The sequence below is a fragment of the Pseudomonas sp. DR 5-09 genome (genome assembly GCF_001655595.1).
In the GTDB taxonomy this organism is placed as follows: domain Bacteria; phylum Pseudomonadota; class Gammaproteobacteria; order Pseudomonadales; family Pseudomonadaceae; genus Aquipseudomonas; species Aquipseudomonas pharyngis.
The window spans coordinates 2,750,462-2,773,577 of the sequence record NZ_CP011566.1 but is presented as its reverse complement, the minus strand read 5'-3'; the positions used below and the strand labels follow the sequence as shown (position 1 = coordinate 2,773,577).

Sequence of the window (23,116 nt, the reverse complement as noted above, 5' to 3'; positions counted from 1 at the left end):
TGTCTTTCAAACAAAAATAAAAGGACGCACCACCATGAAGAATGTAAAACGCACGCTGCTGGCCAGCGCCCTGGCCCTTTTGTCGCTACCGGTTATGGCCGATGCTGCCCACCCGAAAATCGGCTTCTCCATCGATGACCTGCGGCTGGAGCGCTGGTCCCGCGATCGGGATTACTTCGTTGCTGCGGCAGAAAAAATGGACGCCAAGGTCTTCGTGCAGTCGGCCGATGCCAACGAGCAGAAGCAGATTTCGCAAATCGAAAACCTGATTTCCCGTGGTGTCGATGTCATCGTCATCGTGCCGTTCAACGCCACCGTGCTGACCAATGCGGTGGCCGAGGCGAAGAAAGCCGGGATCAAGGTCGTGTCCTATGACCGTCTGATACTCAACGCCGATATCGACGCCTACATTTCCTTCGATAACGAAAAGGTCGGCGAGATGCAGGCCAGCGGCGTGCTGCATGCAGCGCCCAAGGGCAATTACTTCCTGCTGGGTGGCGCGCCCACCGACAACAACGCGAAAGTGTTGCGCGAAGGTCAGATGAAGGTGCTGCAACCGGCCATCGACAAAGGCGATATCAAGATCGTCGGCCAGCAATGGGTGAAGGAATGGAACCCGACCGAGGCGCTGAGCATTGTTGAAAACGCCTTGACCCGCAACGACAACAAAATCGACGGCATCGTCGCCTCCAACGACGCCACGGCGGGCGGCGCCATTCAGGCCCTGGCCGCTCAGCAACTGGCCGGCAAGGTGCCGATCTCCGGACAGGACGCGGACCTGGCAGCGGTCAAGCGGGTCATCGCCGGCACGCAAACCATGACGGTGTACAAGCCGCTGAAACTGATTGCCTCCGAAGCCGCCAAACTCTCGGTGCAACTGGCGCGTAACGAGAAACCTGTCTACAGCTCGCAGTACGACAATGGCAGCAAAAAAGTCGACACCATCCTGCTCACCCCGACCCCGTTGACCAAGGACAACATCGACCTGCTGGAACAGGACGGCTTCTACACCAAGGCGCAGATCGCTGGACAGTAACATTCACTGAGTGATGCCCCCGCAGGCGTTCCGCTCCTGCGGGTTGAGCCCCGTATCTGCCGCTTATGAGCCTCTGCCATGTCCGACTACCTGCTGCAAATGAACGGCATCGTCAAAACCTTCGGCGGTGTCAAAGCGCTCAATGGCATCGACCTCAAGGTCCGGCCGGGTGAGTGCGTCGGGCTTTGCGGCGAGAATGGCGCCGGCAAGTCCACGCTGATGAAAATCCTGTCTGCGGTTTATCCCCATGGCACCTGGGACGGTGAAATCCTGTGGGACGGTCAACCGCTCAAGGCGCAATCGATCAGCGAAACGGAAGCCGCCGGCATCGTCATCATTCACCAGGAGCTGACGCTGGTTCCCGACCTCTCGGTGGCCGAAAACATTTTCATGGGCCATGAGCTGACGCTGCCGGGTGGGCGGATGAATTACCCGGCGATGATCCACCGCGCCGAAGCCCTGATGCGTGAACTGAAAGTGCCGGACATGAACGTTTCGCTGCCGGTTTCGCAGTACGGTGGCGGTTATCAGCAACTGGTGGAAATCGCCAAGGCCCTGAACAAACAGGCGCGCCTGCTGATCCTCGATGAACCTTCGTCGGCCCTGACACGTTCGGAAATCGAGGTGTTGCTGGACATCATCCGCGACCTCAAGGCCAAGGGCGTCGCCTGCGTTTACATCTCGCACAAGCTCGATGAAGTGGCCGCCGTGTGTGACACCATTTCGGTGATCCGCGACGGTCAACACATCGCCACGACCGCCATGGAGAACATGGATATTCCACAGATCATCACCCAGATGGTCGGCCGGGAAATGAGCAACCTCTACCCCACCGACCCCCACGACATCGGCGAGGTGATTTTCGAGGCGCGCCACATCACCTGCTACGACGTCGACAACCCCAAACGCAAACGGGTCGACGACGTTTCCTTCAGCCTCAAACGCGGGGAAATCCTCGGCATCGCCGGGCTGGTCGGTGCCGGCCGCACGGAGCTGGTGACCGCGCTGTTCGGCGCCTACCCCGGTCGCCACGAAGGCGAAGTCTGGCTGGACGGCCAACTCATCGACACCTGCACGCCGCTCAAATCAATCCGCGCCGGCGTGTGCCTGGTGCCCGAGGACCGCAAGCGTCAGGGTATCATTCCCGACCTGGGTGTCGGCCAGAACATCACCCTGGCCGTGCTGGACAGTTTCTCGAAACTGACCCGCATCGACGCCGAAGCCGAACTGGGCAGCATCGATCGGGAAATTTCCCGCCTGCACCTCAAAACCGCGAGCCCGTTCCTGCCGATCACCAGCCTGTCCGGGGGCAATCAACAAAAAGCCGTGTTGGCGAAGATGCTGCTGACCCGGCCCCGGGTGCTGATTCTCGACGAGCCGACCCGAGGGGTGGACGTCGGCGCCAAGTACGAGATCTACAAATTGATGGGGATGCTGGCCGCCGAAGGCGTGTCGATCATCATGGTGTCTTCGGAACTGGCCGAAGTGCTCGGCGTTTCCGACCGTGTACTGGTAATCGGCGAAGGTCAACTGCGGGGTGACTTCATCAACCATGAACTCACCCAGGAACAGGTGCTCGCCGCCGCACTCAGCCAGCCTGACAGCCATAACAATAAAGATCGGAAATCCGCGTAAATGAATCAGGTCAAACAACTTTTCACCCGTTACAAGATGCTCGCACTGGTGTTTGCCGTGGCGTTGATCTGGCTGTTCTTCAGCTGGCAGACCGAGGGCGGATTCCTGACACCACGTAACCTCTCCAACTTGCTGCGCCAGATGTCGATTACCGGAATTCTCGCTTGCGGCATGGTGCTGGTGATCATCAGCGGCGAGATCGATCTGTCGGTCGGCTCATTGCTGGGCCTGCTCGGTGGCGTGGCAGCCATTCTCGATGTTGTCTATCACATACCGCTGCTGGCGAATCTCAGTCTTGTGGTGGTGTGCGGATTGCTGATCGGCCTCGCCAACGGCTACATGGCGGCCTACCTGCGTATTCCGTCGTTCATCGTGGGGCTGGGGGGCATGCTGGCTTTTCGGGGGATTTTGCTGGGAATAACCGGCGGCACGACCATTGCGCCGGTGTCGCCGGAACTCGTCTACATCGGCCAGGGTTATCTGCCACATGCGGTTGGCGCAAGTCTGGGCGTCCTGCTGTTCGCACTGACGTTGTTCCTGACCTGGAAACAACGGCGCAATCGCGCCCTTCACGGTCTGGCAGCGCATTCATTGGTGCGTGACGTGGCACGCGTGTTGCTGATCGGCGCGGTGCTGGCCGGTTTCGTCCAGACCCTCAACAGCTATGACGGCATTCCCGTGCCGGTCCTGCTTCTGCTGATCCTGCTGGGCGGATTCAGTTACGTGACCAGCCAGACCGTGTTCGGCCGACGCGTCTATTCCGTGGGCAGCAACATGGAAGCGACGCGCCTGTCCGGTATCAATGTGCAGGCCGTGAAGCTGTGGATCTTCGGAATCATGGGCGTGATGTGCGCCCTCGCCGGCGTGGTCAATACCGCGCGCCTGGCCGCCGGCTCACCCTCGGCCGGCAGCATGGGCGAACTCGACGCCATCGCCGCCTGCTTCATCGGCGGCACCTCGATGCGCGGCGGTTCCGGCACAGTCTACGGCGCCCTCCTCGGCGCCCTGGTCATCACCAGCCTGGACAACGGCATGTCCATGCTCGACGTCGACAGTTACTGGCAGATGATCGTCAAGGGCAGCATTCTGGTGTTGGCTGTCTGGGTGGATGTGAGTACGCGGACTGGGCGGCGTTGAAATGAAGTCATCTCTGAGAATGCAAAAAGCCTGCTTTTGAAGGCAGGCTTTTCGTTACGCCTGGAGCTTTTCGATATCTAGGAAGGCATCAGCCAGTGCCGTTCAGTGGTCCACCCGAGAAAAACCTTACAACCCTCCCGCTCTTGGTGAGCCAAAGTCAACCGACATCCAGATACCGCCATGCGCAACCCGATCATGGCGGGAAGAAATCGCCCCTGAAATGCACTGGGTTGAGCGGCAAAGTGCACTTCAATGTTTCCAAGCACACTCTCCAATCGAGACTGATCCAGCATCGACAGGTAAAACATCATCTGGCGCCACGCATACGCTGTGTTCTTCAACATGACCAGACGTGCGTGGTAGAGCTTGATCTGCATCTGCTGCCGACTGCATATCCATTTGAAACATGCTTCGGCCATTGAGCCCAAACGATCATGTAACAGCGTCTTCAGGTCCAGATCATCAAACAGGATTGCCAGATTTTGCGTGGTCAATATTTGTTGCTGTTCGATGATCGTGCCGTTGTTCGCTGGACTCCATCTACCGATGTCGGCATTCGCCCGCCGCGCGCACAAACCAGCCAGCACACCATTATTGCTTCGTGAATTCCGTTGCTTGGGTAGTGCAGCCAACTGATCCATATCGATATCGTAATAGCGTGCGTAAAGAGACCCGTCCATCAACTGGACTGAACGCTTGGCAGCCTTCACGAACTTGCCGGAAAAAGCGCCCATGAAAATGTCAGCCGCGATTTCCTCTACGAAGGGAAGATCCAGCTTGGCCGATTCGGCAAGCGAAGAAAATTCCTGAAGCAACTTGTTAGGCAGAATGGCGTGAGGAAATGCGGTAAGGGTCAACGCGGACGCTTCGACCAAAGTCTGCGTGGCACCTTCAACCGCAAGAGCACCCGCCTCGTATTCGGTCTCCAAGGCATTCACCCAAGGCAAGTCATCGATTTTCACCTGACGCTGCATGTTCAGCAGCAATAGAGAGCGTCGACGCCTGAACGCACGATAGGTAGCGACAGACAATGCCCGCAATGCTACGTCTCGATATCCGGCGCTACAGATTTGCGCCGTCATCGCCGGCAGCACTTTCGCCACTGTATCTGCGGATGTAATGACCCTATGTTCAATCAACTCTGCAACCGTTCCCTTTCGGCAACGTTCGAGGCGTTGACGAATCGAAGGAGGAATGGTCTCTCCCACCTTCAACGAGTAAGCCTTAGCCTCTTCGTCGGTGATGGGCGTCAGTAACGGGGCGAAATCAGAGATGCCTTCCGAGACTGGATATCTCGCCAGTCGCACGGAAGCAGCCTTGGCAATCAGATGGTGTGCCGAAGCTGATACGTGATGACGCTGCTGTGCGCGCTTGCTGGAATGATCTTCGGACTCAGGGTGTCCATGCTTGGCTACAAAGTCATCGACGATTCTGCGAATTCGCCCAACCTGGCGCCCCGTTAGCGATGCAGGATCGATAGAGCATTGCTTGAGCAATGCCAGCAACTCCGTCACTCGATCACTGGAATTATCCGTACGACGGGGATCAGCTTCAGTGGCGTTATCAAACTCTTTACCAAGCACCGAAGCACGCTCGAACCACCCTTCAGGGTAATGCCGGCAAGGCCAACCATCGTTGTACGTCAGCAGGAATAGCGAGACCGCCGCGTCGTAGAGAGGCAACCTGCGTTCAACAACATGCTTTTGAACGGCAAGACGAGGCTGGGGTGAGAGAACGGACAGGCGCAGGCTGATTTGGCCAGCATTGAAAACTTCAACTTCAGCCATCGAGAGCGGGCGCTCGTTGGCTGCCGCGGGAAAGAAACGCACTCGTTCGAAGAAAGGCGCGATCTGCTCGATCAACGTCCTGGCTTCTTCGACGCGTTGCTGCCCCAGAAACCAGGCCACTGTCAGCAACGCGGCCTCTTCCGGTACATCGATCCGATAGTCTTCGTTCGTCAATCGCTCTTGCAGCGTTCTGACGCCTTCGTCTGAAAGATGCCACCTATTGAAATCGAGCCGTTCGTAACCCGCTCGAATGCCGGGAATCGATGACGCCAACAGGCGCTCATGAGCGGTCAGCTCGCCACCGGCCAGAAGGTTACCCGTTGCAAAGCCGCCAGTGGCCACTTCCAGCGTGATCCATTCTGGCAGGTCGGCAAACGGTGTTCGCGAGCCATACAGTGCACGGCCATGCATCAGGTTTTCGAGAACCTTTTGCCAGCGTTCGATCCGGGCAAGTGCTTTCGGACTGGCGTCGTTGTCACGTGCAGTGAGCGCGCGAGACAGTTGAAAGTGCGCATAACCGGCGTTTATTCCGCCGAGCGCACCCGATTCATCCTCAGGCCTGGACATACTTCCTTGTGACCTACTATGTAGTGGGTCCGGGGGCTGGATTCGAACCAGCGCCCACCCGGTTAGGAGCCGAGTGTTCTACCGCTGAACTACCCCGGAACAGAGCGCGCATTGTCGATGAGTCGCGAAAGTATGTGAAGCACGGATTCAGGGATTTTGTTGCGACAAATCTCTGATCGTTAAGCCTTCATCCCTCAATGCAGCGCTTATCCAAACGCTACGCGCACAAAATCGATAAAGCTCCTCAGTTTGGGTGTCAGCCGCCGATCCGGCGCATACAACAGATTCATCGGCGAAACCGGCACCTTGTACTGCGGCAGCAGACTCACCAGCGTGCCGCTTCGCAGCGAATCCTTGACCAGTTCCAGCGGCAGCATCACCACCCCCAGCCCCGCCACCGCCCCGGACAGCAACGGATCGCCCTGATTAATCGTCAATCGGCTTTTAATCGGCACGTCGATACAGCCTTCCGGACCTTCGAATCGCAGGTGTGAGCGGCCGTCGGAATAGGCGAACGCCAGGCATTCATGTTCCTGAAGATCCCAAGGCGTGGTGATGGGTGGGCGGCGTGCAAGGTAGGACGGCGCTGCGCACAGCACCATTTGATAGGGCATCAGGGGCAGTGCCTTCAGGCCACAGTCGGCGAGTTCGCCGATGCGGAACACCGCGTCGTATCCGCCGTCCACCAGATCGACCAGTTCATTCGACAGCGTCAGGTCCACCGACACTTGCGGATAACGAACCATGTACTCAAGCAGCTTCGGCGACAGCGAACTGACGCCGAACGTGACGGGCGCATTGATCCGCAACCGGCCACTGGGCACGCCCCGGGTCACGGCGGCCATTTCTTCAGCGGCGTCCATGTCGGCCAGAATCAGTTTCGCCCGCTGATAGAACGTGCGGCCGAAATCCGTGAGGCTCTGCTTGCGGGTGGTGCGGTTGAGCAGCGAAACGCCCAGATGCTGCTCGAGCATTTTCACTTGCTTGCCGACCATTTGCGGGGACAGGTTGAGTTCGTCCGCCACCGCGCTGAAGGAACCCAGCTCCACCGCTTTGACGAAAGTGGCCATGAGTGTGAGGCGATCCATTGGAAACTCATTGTTTCTAGTGTTGCGCCATCCTAGGCCTTTATCCGGAGCGGGCCAAAGCCTAAATTGGCGTCCATGGCACCGGATCAAGTCGGTGCAATTTCATGGATAACCGAGGAAGTACAGATGGCACGCATTGTCAGGATTCATGAATACGGTGACGCGAGCGTCCTGAAACTGGAAAACGTCGACGTCCCGGCGCCCGCTGCGGACGAAGTGCAGATCGAGGTCAAAGCCTTTGGCCTGAATCGCGCCGAAGTGATGTTCCGCAACCACGCTTATCTGCAGGAAGCGGAGTTTCCCAGTCGACTCGGCTACGAGGCTGCCGGAGTGGTGGTGGCGGTTGGCGCCAACGTCAGCGAATTCAAGATCGGCGATGCCGTCAGCGTGATTCCGCCGCTGGACATCGCGCGCTGGGGTACGTACGGCGAGCTGGCCAACGTGCCCGCCCACCTCACCGTCAAACACCCGCAGAACCTGTCGTTTGAACAAGCGGCGGCGTCCTGGATGCAATACGTCACCGCGTGGGGTGCGCTAGTCGAACAGGCCAGATTGCAAAAGGACGATTTCGTGATCGTCACCGCCGCCTCCAGCAGCGTCGGCCTGGCAGCCTTCCAGATCGCGAAAATGGTCGGCGCCATTTCGATTGCCGTCACCCGCACCCGCGCCAAGAAACAGGCCCTGCTCGACGCCGGCGCCGCGCACGTGATCGTCAGCGACGAAGAAGACATGGTTGCAGCGGTCATGGCGCTGACCGACGGCAAAGGCGCGCGGGTGGTGTTCGATCCGGTGGGCGGCCCATCGTTCGAACCGCTGACCCAAAGCATGGCGCGCGGCGGCATCCTGCTGGAGTACGGCGCATTGAGCCCTGAGCCGACGCCGTTCCCGCTGTTCACCGTGCTGGGAAAATGCCTGACCCTCAAGGGTTACCTCTACTCGGAGATTGTCTCCGACCCGGCCACCCTGTCACGCGCCAAGACTTTCATCGGCGATGGGCTGGCGTCAGGTGCGCTGCAACCGATCATTGCCAGGACATTCGTCCTGGATGACATTCAGCAAGCGCATCGCTTTCTTGAGGCCAATCAACAGGTCGGGAAGATTGTCGTCACGGTTTGAGGTGACGAGCCCCCTGCTCTGCTGTTTGCGGTAGAAACGACGAAAGCCTGCTTTGAAAAAAGCAGGCTTTCGTCTATCCGGCGTCCGGTTATTTCGGATGCGCCGTCAGTGCGGCATAGCCGTTCATCAAGTTGCGGTAGTTCGGAATGCGCTGGGACAGCAGGTTGCCCAGGCCTTCGATGTCGTTGCGCCAGTCGCGGTGCAGTTCGCAGGCGACGGAGAACCAGTTCATCATCTGCGCGCCGGCCTGGGTCATGCGATTCCATGCGGCTTGTTGCACGGTGGTGTTGAAGGTGCCGGAGGCGTCAGTCACCACGAACACGTCAAACCCTTCCGCCAGCGCCGACAGGGTCGGGAACGCTACGCACACATCGGTCACGACACCGGCAATGATGATCTGCTTGCGGCCGGTGGCCTTGATCGCCTTGACGAAGTCTTCGTTGTCCCAGGCGTTGATCTGGCCTGGACGGGCGATGTATGGCGCGTCCGGGAACATTTCCTTGAGTTCCGGCACCAGCGGGCCGTTCGGGCCTTGTTCAAAACTGGTGGTGAGGATGGTCGGCAATTCGAAGAATTTGGCCAGATCGGCCAGCGCCAGCACGTTGTTCTTGAACTCGTTTGGCGAGAAGTCCTGAACCAGAGAAATCAGGCCGGTCTGGTGGTCAACCAGCAGTACTACGGCGTCGTCTTTGTTCAGGCGGTTGTAGGTTGGAGTGCTCATGTGTGAATCCCTTTTTAGTTGTGGAAGTGCGTTTGCGTTCAAGATGGGCATAGATTACTGACTCGCCTGAAAGCGATAAATCGTCTGAAAAGCGTTTCACCGTCAACTCAAAACGGACAATTCGCTCAAACTGCTGAGCAGATCACACAGCCAGCCCGACCTTCCCCCCGATCCTTGTCATACTGTTCACTCGCTCACAACGACAGCCAGGGAATGTTGATGCCCGGACGCAACACGCAAGCGCCCACCCCAGATGAAACACCGCGCGCGCCTCGCCAAGGCGTGAAGGCCGGCTCGACCTTTCGCCTGACCGTCAGTTTCATGCTGATGGTGGTCGTGGCTTTTTTGACCGTCGAGAGCTGGAGGACGTGGCGCGATTACCGTTCGGTGTTTGCTTCCGCACGCGATTCGGTGACCAACCTCGCCCGCGCCACGGCGCAACACGCCGAGGACACCATCCGCCAGGTCGATGTGCTGACCGCCGGGCTGGCCGAGCGGGTCGAAGGCGACGGTCTGCAGAACCTGGATGTGGCACGGATTCACAAGCTGCTCATCCAGCAGTCGAAAATCATGCCGCAGCTGCATGGCCTGTTCATCTACGGCCCGGACGGCCAATGGATCGTGACCGACAAGGAGGTCACACCCGAAACCGCCAACAACGCCGACCGCGATTATTTCCAGTACCACCGCACCCATGAAGACCGGCACGTGCGCATCGGTCAGGTGGTGGAAAGCCGTTCCACCCATGACCTGATCATTCCGATCTCGCGGCGTTTGAACAACCCCGACGGCTCGTTCGCCGGTGTGCTATTGGGGACGGTCAAGGTCAGCTATTTTGTCGATTACTACGGTGACTTCCGCATCGATGACAAAGGCGCGCTGGTGCTGGCGATGCGCGACGGCACGATCCTCGTGCGCCGGCCGTTCATTGCTTCCGTAGTCGGCAAAAGCCTGGCGAACAGCGAGATCTTCAAGACCTACCTGCCCAACGCCAACCAGGGCATTGTCCAGATCAGGGCGGTGGTCGACGACACCGAGCGCCTTTATGGCTATCGCGCGCTGACCACCTACCCGCTGGTGGTCGAAGCCGGTTTGTCCCGTGACTCCATCATCGCGCCGTGGCGCCAGGACCTGCTGAAAAATGGCTTCGTGCTGGTGTTCCTGATTCTGGTCCTGGCCTGTTTCGGGCTCATCGTTCTGAGCCAGTTGCGTCAGCGGATGGCGATGGAACGGGAGATTCGCTCGGCGCACAAAACGATGCGCGACATGGCGCTGACCGACAGCCTCACAGGCCTCGGCAACCGTCGGCGGCTGGACGCGGCGCTGACGGACGAGATTCGCCTGGCCAGGCGTCAGGGTTCGCCGCTGTCGTTGATCATGCTCGATGTCGACTACTTCAAGCGCTACAACGACCAGTACGGTCACGCTGCCGGCGACGACTGCCTGATCGCGGTCGGCGACGGTATCCGCAAAGCGGTCAAACGCCCCTCGGATCTGGCCGTGCGCTACGGCGGCGAAGAGTTCACCGTGCTGTTGCCCAACACCGACAACGCCGGGGCGATTCAGGTGGCTGAAGACATTCTGCAGACCATTCGTTCACTGGAGCTTGAACATGCGGGGCATCCACTGGGGTATGTCACTGCGAGTGCGGGAATCACCACGCGTCATCCGGTTGACGATGCGGTGACCCCGGCCACTTTGCTCAAGTCGGCGGACACTTGCCTCTATCAGGCCAAGCAACAGGGCCGGAATCGCTGGTGTTCGGCGCAGGCATCCCGGCAAATACAGCCGATTGCGGCGATGCCGCGCACGGATCGCTGAGCGAGCCCGCGCTTCATGATTTATTTACCGACTCAACCTTGGAATCGGCCCACACTCCCTCATATCAAGGAACATCTGCGACCCATTCGAGAGGAAGGACATGCCATGACCACTCAAACCGAAACTGCGATTCTCGCCGGCGGCTGCTTCTGGGGCATGCAGGATCTGTTGCGCCGCTACCCCGGCGTGCTGCAGACGCGGGTCGGTTACACCGGTGGCGATGTGCCGAACGCCACTTACCGCAATCATGGCAACCACGCCGAAGCCATCGAAATCGTCTTCGACCCCGCCGTGATCAGCTATCGGCAGATCCTCGAGTTCTTCTTCCAGATCCACGACCCCAGCACGCCCAACCGTCAGGGCAACGACCTCGGTCCGAGCTATCGTTCGGCGATCTACTACCTGAACGAGCAGCAACGCGATATCGCCGAAGACACTGCGGCCGATGTCGACGCGTCAGGCCTGTGGCCAGGTGGTGTGGTTACCGAAATTGAACCGGCGGGGCCGTTCTGGGAAGCGGAACCGGAGCATCAGGATTACCTCGAGCGCATTCCGAATGGCTACACCTGCCACTTCATTCGTCCGAACTGGAAGCTGCCGAAACGCGGTTGAGGTGCAGCGGGGTCGGTGTGCAACGCAGTTTTCGTTGCGTTGCGCCTGAACCCTTTCTCTGGTGCGGCCTTACGATCAAATAGCGCCCATGCCATCCACGCTCATCAGCTTTGTCACCTGGCTTGCCCTTGTAACGCCTGCCCAGGCTGACACCTGCCCTGCCGGCGAAAAACAAGTGTGTCTCGACAGCTGCATTTGCCTGCCGGACCCGGGGCGTCTGTCTGAAGACCTGTTCCGGATCGCGGTACCGGCTCTGGCGCTGGGATTGACTCAGGCCCGCGCCGAAGCCGCCAGCACCGACATCAAACCGATTCCCCCGCACATCCGGGAGCAACTGCTGCGCTGGTATGACCCCGGCGTGCTCGATGCCGTGCACTACAAAGTCACCGATGACGGCCAATACAACGCCGCCACGGCCATCCTGCAAAACCCGGATGTCGGAGCGGTTACGCTGATCGACATCATCCTGTTCCGCGATGCTGAAACCGCAGAACACAACGTCGCGCTCTGGGCGCACGAACTGAAGCACGTGCAGCAGTTTCAGCAATGGGGAATCGAAGGGTTTGCTCAGCGGTATACGCAGGATTTCAATGCGGTCGAGGCTCCGGCCTACGCGATACAGGGCGAAGTCAGACGTTGGCTGCGAGCCGAAGCCCGGTGATCGGACATCCCCTGCGTCCATGCCGCGGCCAGCCCCACCTTTCAAGCACCAGAAACACCTAGGCCTTGCCCGCTGAAACCGCCACCCTCGCCTGTCCATGCTGGCGCGTGGTCACCAGACCGATAAAGGAAATCGCCAGCGCCAGGCCGATGGTCGACGTCACTTCCAGACGATGCTCGGGCGTCACCATCATCACCGCGAGCGCGGCGCAGATGAATGCGATGACCAGCCACGTCAGCCACGGAAACAGCCACATGCGAAACGTCAGCTCGACGTTCTGCCGACGCAGCATCCGGCGCATGCGCAATTGCGAGACCGCGATCACCAGATACACCAACAGCGCAATCGCGCCGGAGCTGGCGAGCAGAAACTGGAACAATCCGGCCGGCATGAAATAGCTGAACAGCGTCACCCCGGCACCGATCACGGTGCTGGCGATCACCGCCGCCCTCGGCACGCCCGCAGCGGAGGTCACTTTCAGCGGTTGCGGAGCATCGCCGCGTCGGCCCAGCGAGAACAGCATCCGCGAAGAAATGTAGATCGAGGAATTCATGCAACTGGCCACCGCGATCAGCACGACCACATCGACCAGGAATTTGGCGTGGGGAATGTTCATCAGCTCCAGCGCGCGCTGGTAAGAGCCGACGGACGCCAGCAGCGGATCGTTCCACGGCACCACGGAAATCACCACGAATATCGACAGCAGATAAAACACACCGATGCGCCAGATCACCGAACGCGTGGCCTTGGCGATGTTTTGCGCCGGGTTGCTCGATTCGGCTGCCGCGATGGTTACCGCCTCCGTCCCGATAAAACTGAACATGATGGTGATGAAGGCCCCGACCACCGCCGACAAGCCATTGGGCGCAAACCCGCCATGCTCTTCCATCAAGCGGCTCAAACCGCTGGCCTCACGCTCCGGAATCCAGCCCATCAACACCGCAAAACCCAGCCCGATGAACCCGATGATCGCCACCACTTTGGCCATCGCAAACCAGAACTCGAACTCGCCGTACTTGGACACGCTGAACAGGTTGGTCACCACCAGCAAAATGATCGACAGCAACGCGAACAACCACGCATCGACCTGGGGAAACCACTGATTCAAGACATGCCCGGCGGCCAGCGCTTCAATCGGAATGACCAGCACCCAGAACCACCAATACAACCACCCGATGGTGAACCCCGCCCAACGGCCGATGGCCTGATCGGCGTAGGTGGAAAACGATCCCGTGTCCGGGTGGGCCACAGCCATTTCACCGAGCATGCGCATGACCAGCACGACCAGCAGACCGGAGAAGAGATAAGCGAGCAAGACGGCCGGGCCGGCGGCGGCAATGGCGTGGCCGGAGCCGACAAACAGCCCCGCACCGATGATGCCGGCAATGGAAAGCATGGTGACGTGACGCGGCTTGAAGCCCTGCGCCAACTGACCGTTCGAGTCCTTCGAGTTCAGGCTATTCATTGTTTTTGTTGTTCTCTGGTGATCGACGTTTGGGCGTACTGACGACGTGTCAGGCGATCATCATTTCTTCCTCTTGCCCTGCTCCAGAGCGACGCACCTCAAGCGCTGCAGCGTTACAAATCGGTCGGACGACGACGCAGGGCGATGAAATGATGCGTCACCTTACGTGCCCGGCGTTGATCGCAAATAGCCTGGGAGCGGCATGGACGAGTCCGATTTCGACATGAGTCGACCTCGCGCAAAAAACAAAGGCAGCACCCGCTTTCGCGAGGTGCCACCTTCATCAATTGCCGCTCATCAGGCCTTGTTGCCTGCTTCTTCCAGAGCCTTTTCAGCATTGAACCCGTCGAAGTTCTCGAACACGCCCATAAAGCCCGGCACGGTCACTGCTCGCGCCCAGTCGCGCTGCAGTTCGCAGTACATCTGCACGCGGCTGATGAGCCTTGCGCCCGCCTGCTCCATTCTGCGCAACGCCGCCTCGTGTGCGGCGAGCGATGTGCCGCCAACCGCATCGACCGGCACATACACCTCATAACCTTCCTGAATGGCGTCGAGCACCGGGAAAGTCAGACAGGCTTCGGTCCAGAGTGCAGTCGTGATGAGTTTCTTGCGGCCAAGCGCCTTGACCGCCTGTTTGAATTCCGTGTCCTCCCAACTGTTGATCGAGGTGCGGTCATAGGTCGGCAGGTGACCGAGCACCTGTTGCAGCTCCTGAATCGGCGGCTTGTTGCGGCCGGTCGCGACATTGACAGTCGAGTGGATGATCGGAAGGTCGTAGTTGACCGCCGCCCTGGCGACGCTGGTGATGTTGAAGACGAGTTCGTCACGCGGCATCGAGCGGATCGAGGAAACCTGAACAGGCTGATAATCGATGATGATCAACGCCGAGTTTTCCGGGGTCAGCAACTGATCGGTCTGGGCGTTGCGGAGCGTTTCGCTTGCCATGGGCAAATCCTTTTTATGGGTGACGCACGTTGGTGAAAGGGCCGAAGCCCGTGCGGAAAATCAATTCCAGGAAAGGCGAAAGCCTGAGGTGCCTGGAAAATCCATTGTGCTGTTCCCATGTTCGAGGCAGTAGTAGCATCACGCGATGTGCTGTGTCGCACAACGGGGAACGCAAGCATGGATATCGAAGAACTACAGACCTTCGTGGAAGTGGCTGACGCCGAGGGCATTTCGCAGGCTGCACTGCGTCTTGGCGTATCGAAGTCGATCGTCAGTCGCCGCCTGGCCCGCCTTGAAACCGAACTGGGTGTGCAACTGCTGGCACGCTCAACGCGCGGATCGGCACTCACGGAGGCCGGTGCGATATTCCGGGACTACGCCGCCAGGGTTTGCACCGAAATCAACGTCGCCAAGGAAACCATCCTGCCCGCCGGCGCGCTTCGCGGCCGACTGCGCGTGGCCGTCCCGCTGTCGTTCGGCCCGACTCACTTCGCGCCGGTGCTGGCGGAAATGGCGCGCCGTCACCCTCAGCTGCATATGCAGACTTGCTACAGTGATCGCTTCGTTGACCTCATCACCGAGGGCTACGATTGCGCCATTCGAGTGGGTTATCTGAAGGACTCCAATCTGATCGCAAGGCGTATTGGCCCGGTCTTCACCAAGCTCGTCGCGAGCGCGGACTACATCAAGGCCCACGGCGCCCCTGAGAAACCGGACGACCTGGTCAACCATCAGGCGCTCATGCAGGGCACCGAAGCCTGGCAATTCATGGACGGCGACAAGACCATCACGGTTCGTCCACAAGGACGCTTCAAGGCCGACAACGGCACCGCCCTCGTCGCCGCTGCCATCGCAGGCCTCGGCGTCGCCTACCTGCCCGACTGCCTCACCCACGAGCACTTGGCATCGGGCGCACTGATGCAGATCATGACAAACCATCCCCCACCCCAGGCCGGCGCCTACATTCTCCGCCCGCCGGGTCCGCATCCTGCCCGGAAAATACGCGTGCTCACCGAGCTGCTGATCGAGTTCTTCGGCGAATCTCCGCACCTGGCGGTGCAGCCGCTGTCACATCAGGAGGATGCGCTGACGCCTACCTGAACCCACACAGGAGATGTGATTTGCTGCAACGCCCGCAACAGTCAATGCGTCGAACTGCGTTTCTCGCAGACACAACGGCGCTGATCCTGTTTTTCACAACCACCGGCATCATCAATGAACGATTCATTGCCGGCATGACGTGGGATCAGGTTCTTCATGCGCGCCTTGTGGGCGCCGTATTGATGGTGCCAGTCGCAAGGCCTTACGGCCTGTGGCGGGACTGGGTGATGAAGCGAGCCAGTCCGCGTCGGGTTTCCAGGTTGCTGTGGGACAGCTTCGCCCTCGTCAGTTTCCAGGTCCCCCTCTATGCAGCGATCATTGCCTCCAGTGGGGCATCGGGAGGTGAGTTGATTCGCGGAACGCTCGGTGCGGCATTGATGATGCTGGCGCTGGGGCGACCCTACGGCGCATTTCTCAACAGGGTGCGCAAGGTATTCGGCTTGCCTCCGGGTGGCGACAAGCCGATGTCGCTGAACAGTTGAGCGACCGCCGCTTTCACCCCTTGGTCAGATCAACCAACGGTGTCTGCCGCACCTCGGTCTCCCGCCCGCCCTGAATGTCGCTCACCTGCTTCAAGGCCTTGTCCACGGCCGCCTTATCCGCCAACAAGCTGTAGCTGATGCGGAAGTTTTTGTGTTCCTTCGGCCCGATTGTCGGTACCAGGTTCAGTGGCCGCTGATAACGGCGGTTGTAGGAAAAACTCGTCCCCGGCTCCAGCCCGGTGACATAACCCTGGCCTTGGGTATCGGTGTTCTTCCACAGGGAAAACACCGGCAATGTCTGCGTATTGAAGCCAACCGAAACGCCCAGGCTGCCGGCCTGGTTATGCAACACGGTCAACGTATCGCCCTTGACATCGGCATACGGCACGACGTTGTAGACCGTTTCGTCGTAGTCCTTGGTCGGAGCGCGGTAGGTTTGCCATTCAGCCAAATCGCCCTTGGCTTTGTCGTTGAACGGCGAAACCTGTTTCACCGGCGCAGCGAAACGAGCGCCTTGCTCGAGGAACGGGGTGCTGAAGTTGCTGTGGTACAGCGCCTGATATTCCTTCGGATAGTCGCCGTTGTTGGTCAGGGTGTCGTTGAGCGCGAACACTACGCTGCCGGGTTCGGTGACCAGTTCGGTGGCGACTGAGAAGTCGACTTTCTTGAACGCCTGCTCTTTCAGCTCACCGCGCAGGGTGATGGCGTACGGTGGCGTTTCATCGATGTGCAGGGTGACTTTGTTCGCCGGAATGTTGGCGGCCCGACCATGCAGGGTCAGCAGTTCGCCGTTGTCGACGCCGGGGTGGCCGACCCATTCGTATCCGCAGCGGGTCACCAGTTCATTGAAACCTTCGAGCCAGCCCAGACCACCGCGACCATTGAGTTCGATGAAGGACGGATTGACCACTTCCTTGACCGGCGAATCCCAGCCCATGCGCACATCGCCGACCGAGGCCTGCAAGACGTTCATTCCCCGTGTCGGCACCACCGAGAGTTTCATCGTGCCGTTATCGATGTCGACAATGCTGACGCCCTCCTGCCGACCACCATGCAAGGTGCGCAGGCTGACGCTGAAAGGTTTGTCGGTTTTCACGCCGAGTTGCTGGCTGGTGATCTGCAAGTTCTGAGCGGCTTTGTCGGTGTCGAGCAGAACGTAATCCCAGGCCATGGCGTGGGAGGCAGCAGACAGTGCGCTGAGGGCAACAACGAGTTTGAGCGGGGTCATGGGAGTGGCCTTTCTTGGAGTTGTGCGGTTTTTATAAACCTGCTGAAACGTTTCATCAAGCTTAAAAAGTGACGCCCGCTGGCAGGTGCCAGGAAAGAATGGGTACGGACAGGAAAATTGAAATCGATATGAACGTGTTAGCCCGCAGACTGGAGTCCGCTTTTTTCAGGAGCGGCATGGGCGTCTGATTTCGACATGGCGAAGGCAGCGTGTTTAAGCGTTTTATGAATGGTGTTTAGAAACTCCCGGCATTACTTCCCCACGGCTACAGCGTCTTGCGTCATTGCCTACGACTACGCCAGAATCCGCCGGCTTGTGCGTCTGGGGTGCGGGTTTTATCGTTTCCGGGTCACTGAAAAACAGTGATCGGGTTTGGTAGCCCGGATTACCTGTCGCATCGCAACACCAGATTGCAGGGACTCTTTCGCCCTCTGTTTTATGGTGGCCATGCGTAGGGCGTCTTCGGACGCGCCGGGTATCCAGGTGACCGGTCTACCAACCTCCGTATGGCCACCACCCTCGTTTGGTAGCGAGGCTGATGGCTCCACTTTCTCACCCTGGAGTTACATCTATGTTCAAGCCAACACCGAACCCACCGGAGACCGATCCGGTTTCTCCTTACAAATTTCCCGATTCCCGAACCCTCAACGAAGCGGCCGAACGCGCGCTCGACCATTACCTCACTCCGCAGCAACGGATCATGGGCAGCCATCACAAAAACGACCCCATGTACATGGCCAACCCGGCCTACAACACCGAATCACTCCTGGCCAACGCCAGCGAATCATTGGGATCCGCCAGCGAGATGCTCAACAACTTCGCGGCCACGCTGGAACCGGCTCATCGCAAGACTGCGATCGGAATTGCGCAGTTGGTGATGTTGAGTGAGTTGGCGATGAATCAGGCGTTGGATCATGTTGAGGTTAAGACCTGAAAGCCACCCCCTCTGTCATGACTGATTAGTAGGGGGCTTGAGAAAACGATGCTAGCCGAAGCTGCCACATTAAATGGCAGCTATCGGCCAAAGGCGGCCATTCAAACCCATCGAGCGGACAAGTTGAGTCGTTGGCCAAAGCGTTCTTCAAATCTACGTTTGTGCAGTAGGTAAAGACGTAACGCACCATTTGCTCCTAATCTACGCAAGTTATACCCTGCAAAAAAATCACTGTGGTTGCGAAATAACCAGTTTGGTCAGGGGTAAACGGCATGGATGAAAGCAGAGTGCATTACGACGCAGTGCGGCGAGCGTTGGAAAACGGAAATGCGGCTATCATGGTCGGAGCTGGATTCAGCAGGAATGCTGAGAATGGTGATCATCTGGCAACATGGTACGAAGTAGCCCAAGAACTATGGCGGGAGCTTAATCCCGATAAAGGTGAGCTGAAAGAATTCTCCACCAGTATGGTCACCCAGCTGGGTGAACAATATGCGAGAGTGTTCTCTAAACCAGCATTAGAGGATTTGCTAAAGCGACTCATCCCAGATGACAAAGTAAGTCCCGGAGTTTTGCACAAAAAACTCCTGGCACTTCAATGGTGCGAAGTATTTACAACTAATTATGACACCTTGCTTGAGCGTGCGTCCGAAAATATTGTCGATCATGCCCATTATGTAGTCACGTGCAGGGAAGATATCCCTCAGTCAAAAATGTTGAACCGTAGAAGAATTGTAAAGCTTCATGGTTCATTTCCATCTCAGCGTCCTTTTATCTTCACCGAAGAGGATTATCGACGTTACCCGGATCAATCTGCTCCGTTCGTTAATTTAGTGCGACAATCTATACTAGAAAATATTTTTTGTTTGATAGGTTTCTCGGGCGATGATCCGAATTTTTTACATTGGATTGGGTGGGTCAGAGATGTGCTCGATCAACACGCTCTGCCTATTTATTTATTTTTAGGAAGCGCTCCGACTCTTGGGCAGCAACGATTGCTAGAAGCGCGCCGCGTTACACCTGTGGTGCTGCCTATGGCGGAAGGAATAGAAGAGTCAGATTACGCTGCTAGATATAGCGAGTTATTCAGAATACTGAAGGAGCCATTATGTGCGGATAAAAATTCTTGGGGGATATTTTCCAACAACATAGCGCTACCTAACACCTCTACAGTCTCTAATGATGAAAAGCTAGACTATGTATTGAGGAGCTATCTAGATCTTCAGCAAGCAAGAGCAAGTTATCCCGGATGGTTGGTTGCTCCGAGAGATGTTCGGCAAAGATTCTCATCAAGTGTTAGGCGAATTTCCACATATTTATACTCTGCAGAACTCCAAGATCACATAATCCAAATTATGCCGCATGTAGGCGTGGCCATAATGGCGGATTATGCATGGCACAATGAAATTTTACTTCAATGTTTTGATGATGGATTGGCTGAATTTTCCATCAGGCTTTTATCAGAAACAGAGGATTTGAAATTTAAAGATGCAATAACGGAGCACGAATATCTAAGTGAATTTTCCATACAGTCGCAATCCTCTTTCAATGAGAAGTGGAAAGAGGTGGCAATTAGTTTAGTTCGCTGGGCTAGGCAGGAGTTAAGGTCGGACGAATACGAAAGTCTGCATGCGAAAATTGTAAACAAATTCGCCAACGATTTGCACATAAAGGATGAGCTTATTTACGAAAATGTGCTTTTGGCCCTTTATAAAGGCGATCGTGATGTGGCAAAAACAATGCTGATGAACTGGGAAATTCGATCTCCCGATGGATATATGTACGTTCGAAAAGGGATGTTGCTTGGTGAGGTTGGAGATGTTTCGCTTGGGCTAGCAATCAGTTTGGTTGGGCTGAAGAAGATAAGAAAGAATCAACGATCCAAAACCAGTTCGGTATATTATCTCTCCCAAGAGGCCTGGGCTTGTTTAACAATAAGCTATTTACAGAAATCCCTAGCGTGGTCAGTGAGTTTCCATGAAGAAGAAGGGGGTTTGGAGTATGAGTTTCACCCTGATGAACTAAACCAGCGATTAGCGGATTTGGCGGCTATTGACCATGATGTTATGCAGGAGCTTCAGTTGCTAATGGCTGATCTCAACGCGGAGACGCCACTCCGTCACAGCCTGTAAGCCGTATTCCTTTGTTCGAATTGGGAAACTACTCAACGACGCGACATATCGGAAATTCCAGCACATTCGATAAAAAGACTGATGCAGCATTCGCGTGGCTTTCATTAAGTGATCGTGTTTCCCTTGTTCCGCGCGTTGGTAATACGACCTTCGACATAAGTACTTTCAGTCAAGCTGCTTGGTGGGTACAGTATGTTGATTCAATGGAGCGAGTGCTAAGTGTGATGATCCGCACTTTGAACAAAAAATGCTCGAACCAAGAACTAATAATCAACTGATGCATTCAGCAGGCTGGTTATCTCGCTATCAAGTTGCTCGGGTTAAAGAGAATCTTGCGAGCTCGATTTGTACCCGATCCTTGAGTGTGGTTGAACGTTTTTTTGAAAGTTCTCATGACGATGATGAGCTTGCTAGGATTGCCGAGTTTCACCTTGAGTTGGTGGGGCGACTTGTTGTTCGGCTAACTGACTCAGAAGTGGTTTATTCGTTTGGTGAACGGATTGTGGCATTGCATCATGGAAAGGTTATCGGTCGTCATAGTGAGATATGGAAAACTTTGGCAGTTTGCCTGGCTAGATGTTTTGAAAACCTAAACTTAATTGATAGGGGTAGACTAGCAAGATCAATAGCAACAATCCCTTCCTTGACACATGATGCATCAATTAGAAGCTTTTATCAGAATAGCTGGGTGATGTTTCATAAGATCGAAAAGCGGCCCGATGATCTTGCTGTTGATTTTGTCTCAGCCGAAATTAGAAAAGATATTGATGAACTGATTTTTATTTTGAAAGATTCTGAAGAAAACAACACTGGTCCGCGTTCAAATTTAGCTGGGATATGGCAGCGCCTGTTTTGGATGAGGGAGTGGGGCTTTATAAATGAGCTGCAGGCGCAAGAAATATATGCGCTTTTAGTTAGCAAGGAAAGTTAGTCTATCATACCGGGCCACCATTATTGGGCGCCTTTGCTTTGGATGACTGGCTCTATAAGAGCGCAGAATAGCACCTTTAAAAAATGGTTGTTTAATCAAAAGCTCAAGCCTTTTCGAGTACTTTCAGATAATGAGAGAAGCCACACTGACAAACGTATTTCATGGCGACTAGGCGTAAATGATGATTTTTTCGTGAATATGGCAGCTTCACTGGAAAGGTCAAAGTGGTCTAGAAAAGATTTTATAAAGAGCATTCTTATCGTTAAGGAATGGTGGGATGATGAGTGGAATTTGATTCGACAGAATATAGAGCGAATTAATGAGCTCGTAGAAATGACGCTTGAGAGACTTGATGATTTAGATATAATTGTGGCTCGGTTAATTGATGAGCATGGATATGAGGCTTTTTGCAATTCCGAAGTTTTTTCATGGGTGTCCAATGTACGTAAGGAGTCTTCGTTAGTTGGTGCCGAGTTTTTGCGCACTAGAATCGCCGAGGTTTTTAGCCAGAAAAAAAATGACGAGTTGCTCGAAGTGGAGAAGAAGTTAACATCGGGTATACTCTGCTCTTATGTTTCTCGTGCCAATAAGTCTCTATCAGTACTTTGGTATTGGCTAAAGCATCCTAAATCCTCAAATTTTTCCCCTCCCGCTGCACTGGTTGAAACTATCACTGCAATCATTTCAACACGGCGAATGCCTGTTCTTTTCAGCGTTTTGAACCTAATGGCGGACCTAGTGGTGCGTCACCCGCGCTGGCTAAACATTAGCTCATACATAATGCTTGCAAGTGGTTTAAATATGTTGCTTGAGGAGTTGAGATATGACAATCGACCAAATGGTACGGGGATACCTGATGAGGTCGTTCCTGAGCTCAGACTTGGATGCTTAAGATTGGCAAAGGCTCTACAGCACATCGATAGCAACGAAATAAAAACCGTAGCTAGAATGTGGATCGGCCAGGCAATTTCTGACCCTCTTCCTGAACTGAGATATTTTAATTAATAAGTTTAGAGTTGCAGGTCGAAAATAGTTCGCATAAAGGTCGTCGCCTAGCCAGTAGCGGTTGCTCGTAAGCGTCCGCTACTGGCCGGAAGGTGCCGATCTCAAACGTGCGCTTTTGACCGTTAACGGTAACTCGCGAACGTTCGCTCTCGGATCATTTCAGCGTTCATTACAGGCAGTGATCGGCGATTAGCTGTCGTAGAGAATATCTAATAAACTGGAGGTGAATTACTCAACGAATTTTTCATATGCACGTATTTCACACAAGACATCCCATGTTTTCTTTGGAATCAATTTGCTTGTCCACCCGTAGTACCCCCACGTTTTGGCGATATCCTGCTGCCAACAGGCATCACACATTAATGAATGAAAATGAACGTTGTCACTCATGATGTCTTGATAGATCGCATGCAAACTCTTAGGATTATTACAATAACATTTGAATTTTTTGTCTCTTTTACGCTCATGAAGTGGCCCTACGAGTCGCTCATAAATTTTTGGATGGCACTTTTTAAGACGTTGATTTACCGAGTCCAAAACATCAATTCGATCTTTACTAATAGCATTATCTCGAAGATTCAGCAGACTCTGCTCGGAGTCATATCTTCCTTGGTTGATTCTGGAAACAATCCCACTCATACATGATCTCCACTTTACCAAAGTGCTTGAGTAGGGTCAGTTAAGCGTCCGTCGCAGATCCACAAACTTCTAT

20 protein-coding genes and 1 tRNA gene are annotated in these 23,116 nt (G+C 55.9%); 13 read left to right on the top strand and 8 right to left on the bottom strand.

What is annotated here, in order from left to right; translation table 11 throughout:
- Nucleotides 1–34: 34 nt before the first annotated feature.
- The 3 genes from xylF (at nt 35) to PDR5_RS12260 (ending at nt 3,808) form a co-directional block, all read left to right on the top strand.
- On the top strand, nt 35–1,036 hold the full coding sequence (xylF, locus tag PDR5_RS12270) for a D-xylose ABC transporter substrate-binding protein (RefSeq protein ID WP_064595737.1): 1,002 nt from the start codon (nt 35–37) through the stop codon (nt 1,034–1,036).
- Between the two features lie 78 nt (nt 1,037–1,114).
- Nucleotides 1,115–2,671: a D-xylose ABC transporter ATP-binding protein gene (gene xylG, locus PDR5_RS12265; protein WP_064595734.1), complete on the top strand. Its 1,557-nt coding sequence runs from the start codon at nt 1,115–1,117 to the stop codon at nt 2,669–2,671.
- Complete coding sequence (locus tag PDR5_RS12260) at nt 2,672–3,808, top strand: sugar ABC transporter permease (RefSeq protein WP_064595733.1); 1,137 nt, start codon at nt 2,672–2,674, stop codon at nt 3,806–3,808.
- A gap of 77 nt (nt 3,809–3,885) precedes the next feature.
- Here PDR5_RS12260 and PDR5_RS12255 read toward each other — a convergent pair whose 3' ends face one another.
- The 3 genes from PDR5_RS12255 to PDR5_RS12245 form a co-directional block, all read right to left on the bottom strand.
- Entirely contained in the window at nt 3,886–6,162 is a 2,277-nt protein-coding gene (locus tag PDR5_RS12255; RefSeq protein ID WP_064595731.1) for a hypothetical protein, read from the bottom strand.
- A 24-nt stretch (nt 6,163–6,186) separates the two neighbouring features.
- Nucleotides 6,187–6,261: transfer RNA gene (locus PDR5_RS12250), tRNA-Arg, on the bottom strand.
- Between the two features lie 107 nt (nt 6,262–6,368).
- A complete protein-coding gene (locus PDR5_RS12245) occupies nt 6,369–7,250 on the bottom strand; it encodes a LysR family transcriptional regulator (RefSeq protein WP_064595728.1) in 882 nt (293 codons plus the stop codon).
- 126 nt (nt 7,251–7,376) lie between these two features.
- Here PDR5_RS12245 and PDR5_RS12240 point away from each other — a divergent pair, with 126 nt between their 5' ends.
- On the top strand, nt 7,377–8,366 hold the full coding sequence (locus tag PDR5_RS12240; protein WP_064595726.1) for a zinc-dependent alcohol dehydrogenase family protein: 990 nt from the start codon (nt 7,377–7,379) through the stop codon (nt 8,364–8,366).
- Between the two features lie 88 nt (nt 8,367–8,454).
- Here the strand turns inward: PDR5_RS12240 and ycaC are convergent, their stop codons facing one another.
- Nucleotides 8,455–9,087, bottom strand: coding sequence for an isochorismate family cysteine hydrolase YcaC (gene ycaC, locus PDR5_RS12235; RefSeq protein ID WP_064595724.1), 633 nt, complete (start codon nt 9,085–9,087; stop codon nt 8,455–8,457).
- Nucleotides 9,088–9,306: 219 nt separating this feature from the next.
- On the opposite strand from ycaC, the gene PDR5_RS12230 reads away from it, so the two are divergent.
- The 3 genes from PDR5_RS12230 to PDR5_RS12220 all read left to right on the top strand — a co-directional run bounded on the left by PDR5_RS12230 (nt 9,307) and on the right by PDR5_RS12220 (nt 12,181).
- Nucleotides 9,307–10,908: a sensor domain-containing diguanylate cyclase gene (locus PDR5_RS12230; protein WP_064595722.1), complete on the top strand. Its 1,602-nt coding sequence runs from the start codon at nt 9,307–9,309 to the stop codon at nt 10,906–10,908.
- 105 nt (nt 10,909–11,013) lie between these two features.
- Nucleotides 11,014–11,520 carry a peptide-methionine (S)-S-oxide reductase MsrA gene (msrA, locus tag PDR5_RS12225; RefSeq protein ID WP_064595718.1) on the top strand — a complete coding sequence of 169 codons (507 nt, stop codon included), beginning with the start codon at nt 11,014–11,016 and terminating at the stop codon, nt 11,518–11,520.
- Between the two features lie 88 nt (nt 11,521–11,608).
- Nucleotides 11,609–12,181 (top strand): eCIS core domain-containing protein, encoded by a 573-nt coding sequence (locus PDR5_RS12220; protein ID WP_156669325.1) that lies wholly within the window; start codon nt 11,609–11,611, stop codon nt 12,179–12,181.
- A 58-nt stretch (nt 12,182–12,239) separates the two neighbouring features.
- On the opposite strand, the gene gabP is transcribed toward PDR5_RS12220, so the two are convergent.
- Together gabP and PDR5_RS12210 are read right to left on the bottom strand one after the other, a co-directional pair.
- The gene (gene gabP / locus PDR5_RS12215) at nt 12,240–13,646 is read right to left on the bottom strand and encodes a GABA permease (RefSeq protein ID WP_064595716.1); all 1,407 of its coding nucleotides are present in this window, start codon (nt 13,644–13,646) and stop codon (nt 12,240–12,242) included.
- A gap of 297 nt (nt 13,647–13,943) precedes the next feature.
- Nucleotides 13,944–14,591: a hydrolase gene (locus PDR5_RS12210; RefSeq protein ID WP_064595714.1), complete on the bottom strand. Its 648-nt coding sequence runs from the start codon at nt 14,589–14,591 to the stop codon at nt 13,944–13,946.
- A gap of 177 nt (nt 14,592–14,768) precedes the next feature.
- Between PDR5_RS12210 and PDR5_RS12205 the strand changes: the two genes are divergently transcribed.
- Together PDR5_RS12205 and alaE are read left to right on the top strand one after the other, a co-directional pair.
- Nucleotides 14,769–15,692: a LysR family transcriptional regulator gene (locus PDR5_RS12205; protein ID WP_064595712.1), complete on the top strand. Its 924-nt coding sequence runs from the start codon at nt 14,769–14,771 to the stop codon at nt 15,690–15,692.
- A 20-nt stretch (nt 15,693–15,712) separates the two neighbouring features.
- On the top strand, nt 15,713–16,174 hold the full coding sequence (alaE, locus tag PDR5_RS12200; RefSeq protein ID WP_064595710.1) for an L-alanine exporter AlaE: 462 nt from the start codon (nt 15,713–15,715) through the stop codon (nt 16,172–16,174).
- Nucleotides 16,175–16,187: 13 nt separating this feature from the next.
- Here alaE and PDR5_RS12195 read toward each other — a convergent pair whose 3' ends face one another.
- Nucleotides 16,188–17,402 (bottom strand): aldose 1-epimerase family protein, encoded by a 1,215-nt coding sequence (locus PDR5_RS12195; RefSeq protein ID WP_064595708.1) that lies wholly within the window; start codon nt 17,400–17,402, stop codon nt 16,188–16,190.
- Between the two features lie 571 nt (nt 17,403–17,973).
- On the opposite strand from PDR5_RS12195, the gene PDR5_RS12190 reads away from it, so the two are divergent.
- The 4 genes from PDR5_RS12190 (at nt 17,974) to PDR5_RS12175 (ending at nt 22,404) form a co-directional block, all read left to right on the top strand.
- Nucleotides 17,974–18,336 carry a DUF6124 family protein gene (locus PDR5_RS12190; RefSeq protein WP_064595706.1) on the top strand — a complete coding sequence of 121 codons (363 nt, stop codon included), beginning with the start codon at nt 17,974–17,976 and terminating at the stop codon, nt 18,334–18,336.
- 272 nt (nt 18,337–18,608) lie between these two features.
- Entirely contained in the window at nt 18,609–20,468 is a 1,860-nt protein-coding gene (locus PDR5_RS29270; protein WP_082934394.1) for an SIR2 family NAD-dependent protein deacylase, read from the top strand.
- A 247-nt stretch (nt 20,469–20,715) separates the two neighbouring features.
- The gene (locus PDR5_RS29670; RefSeq protein ID WP_156669324.1) at nt 20,716–21,399 is read left to right on the top strand and encodes a hypothetical protein; all 684 of its coding nucleotides are present in this window, start codon (nt 20,716–20,718) and stop codon (nt 21,397–21,399) included.
- A 42-nt stretch (nt 21,400–21,441) separates the two neighbouring features.
- The gene (locus PDR5_RS12175) at nt 21,442–22,404 is read left to right on the top strand and encodes a hypothetical protein (protein WP_156669323.1); all 963 of its coding nucleotides are present in this window, start codon (nt 21,442–21,444) and stop codon (nt 22,402–22,404) included.
- A gap of 228 nt (nt 22,405–22,632) precedes the next feature.
- Here PDR5_RS12175 and PDR5_RS29265 read toward each other — a convergent pair whose 3' ends face one another.
- The gene (locus tag PDR5_RS29265) at nt 22,633–23,043 is read right to left on the bottom strand and encodes a hypothetical protein (protein ID WP_082934393.1); all 411 of its coding nucleotides are present in this window, start codon (nt 23,041–23,043) and stop codon (nt 22,633–22,635) included.
- Nucleotides 23,044–23,116: the final 73 nt, after the last annotated feature.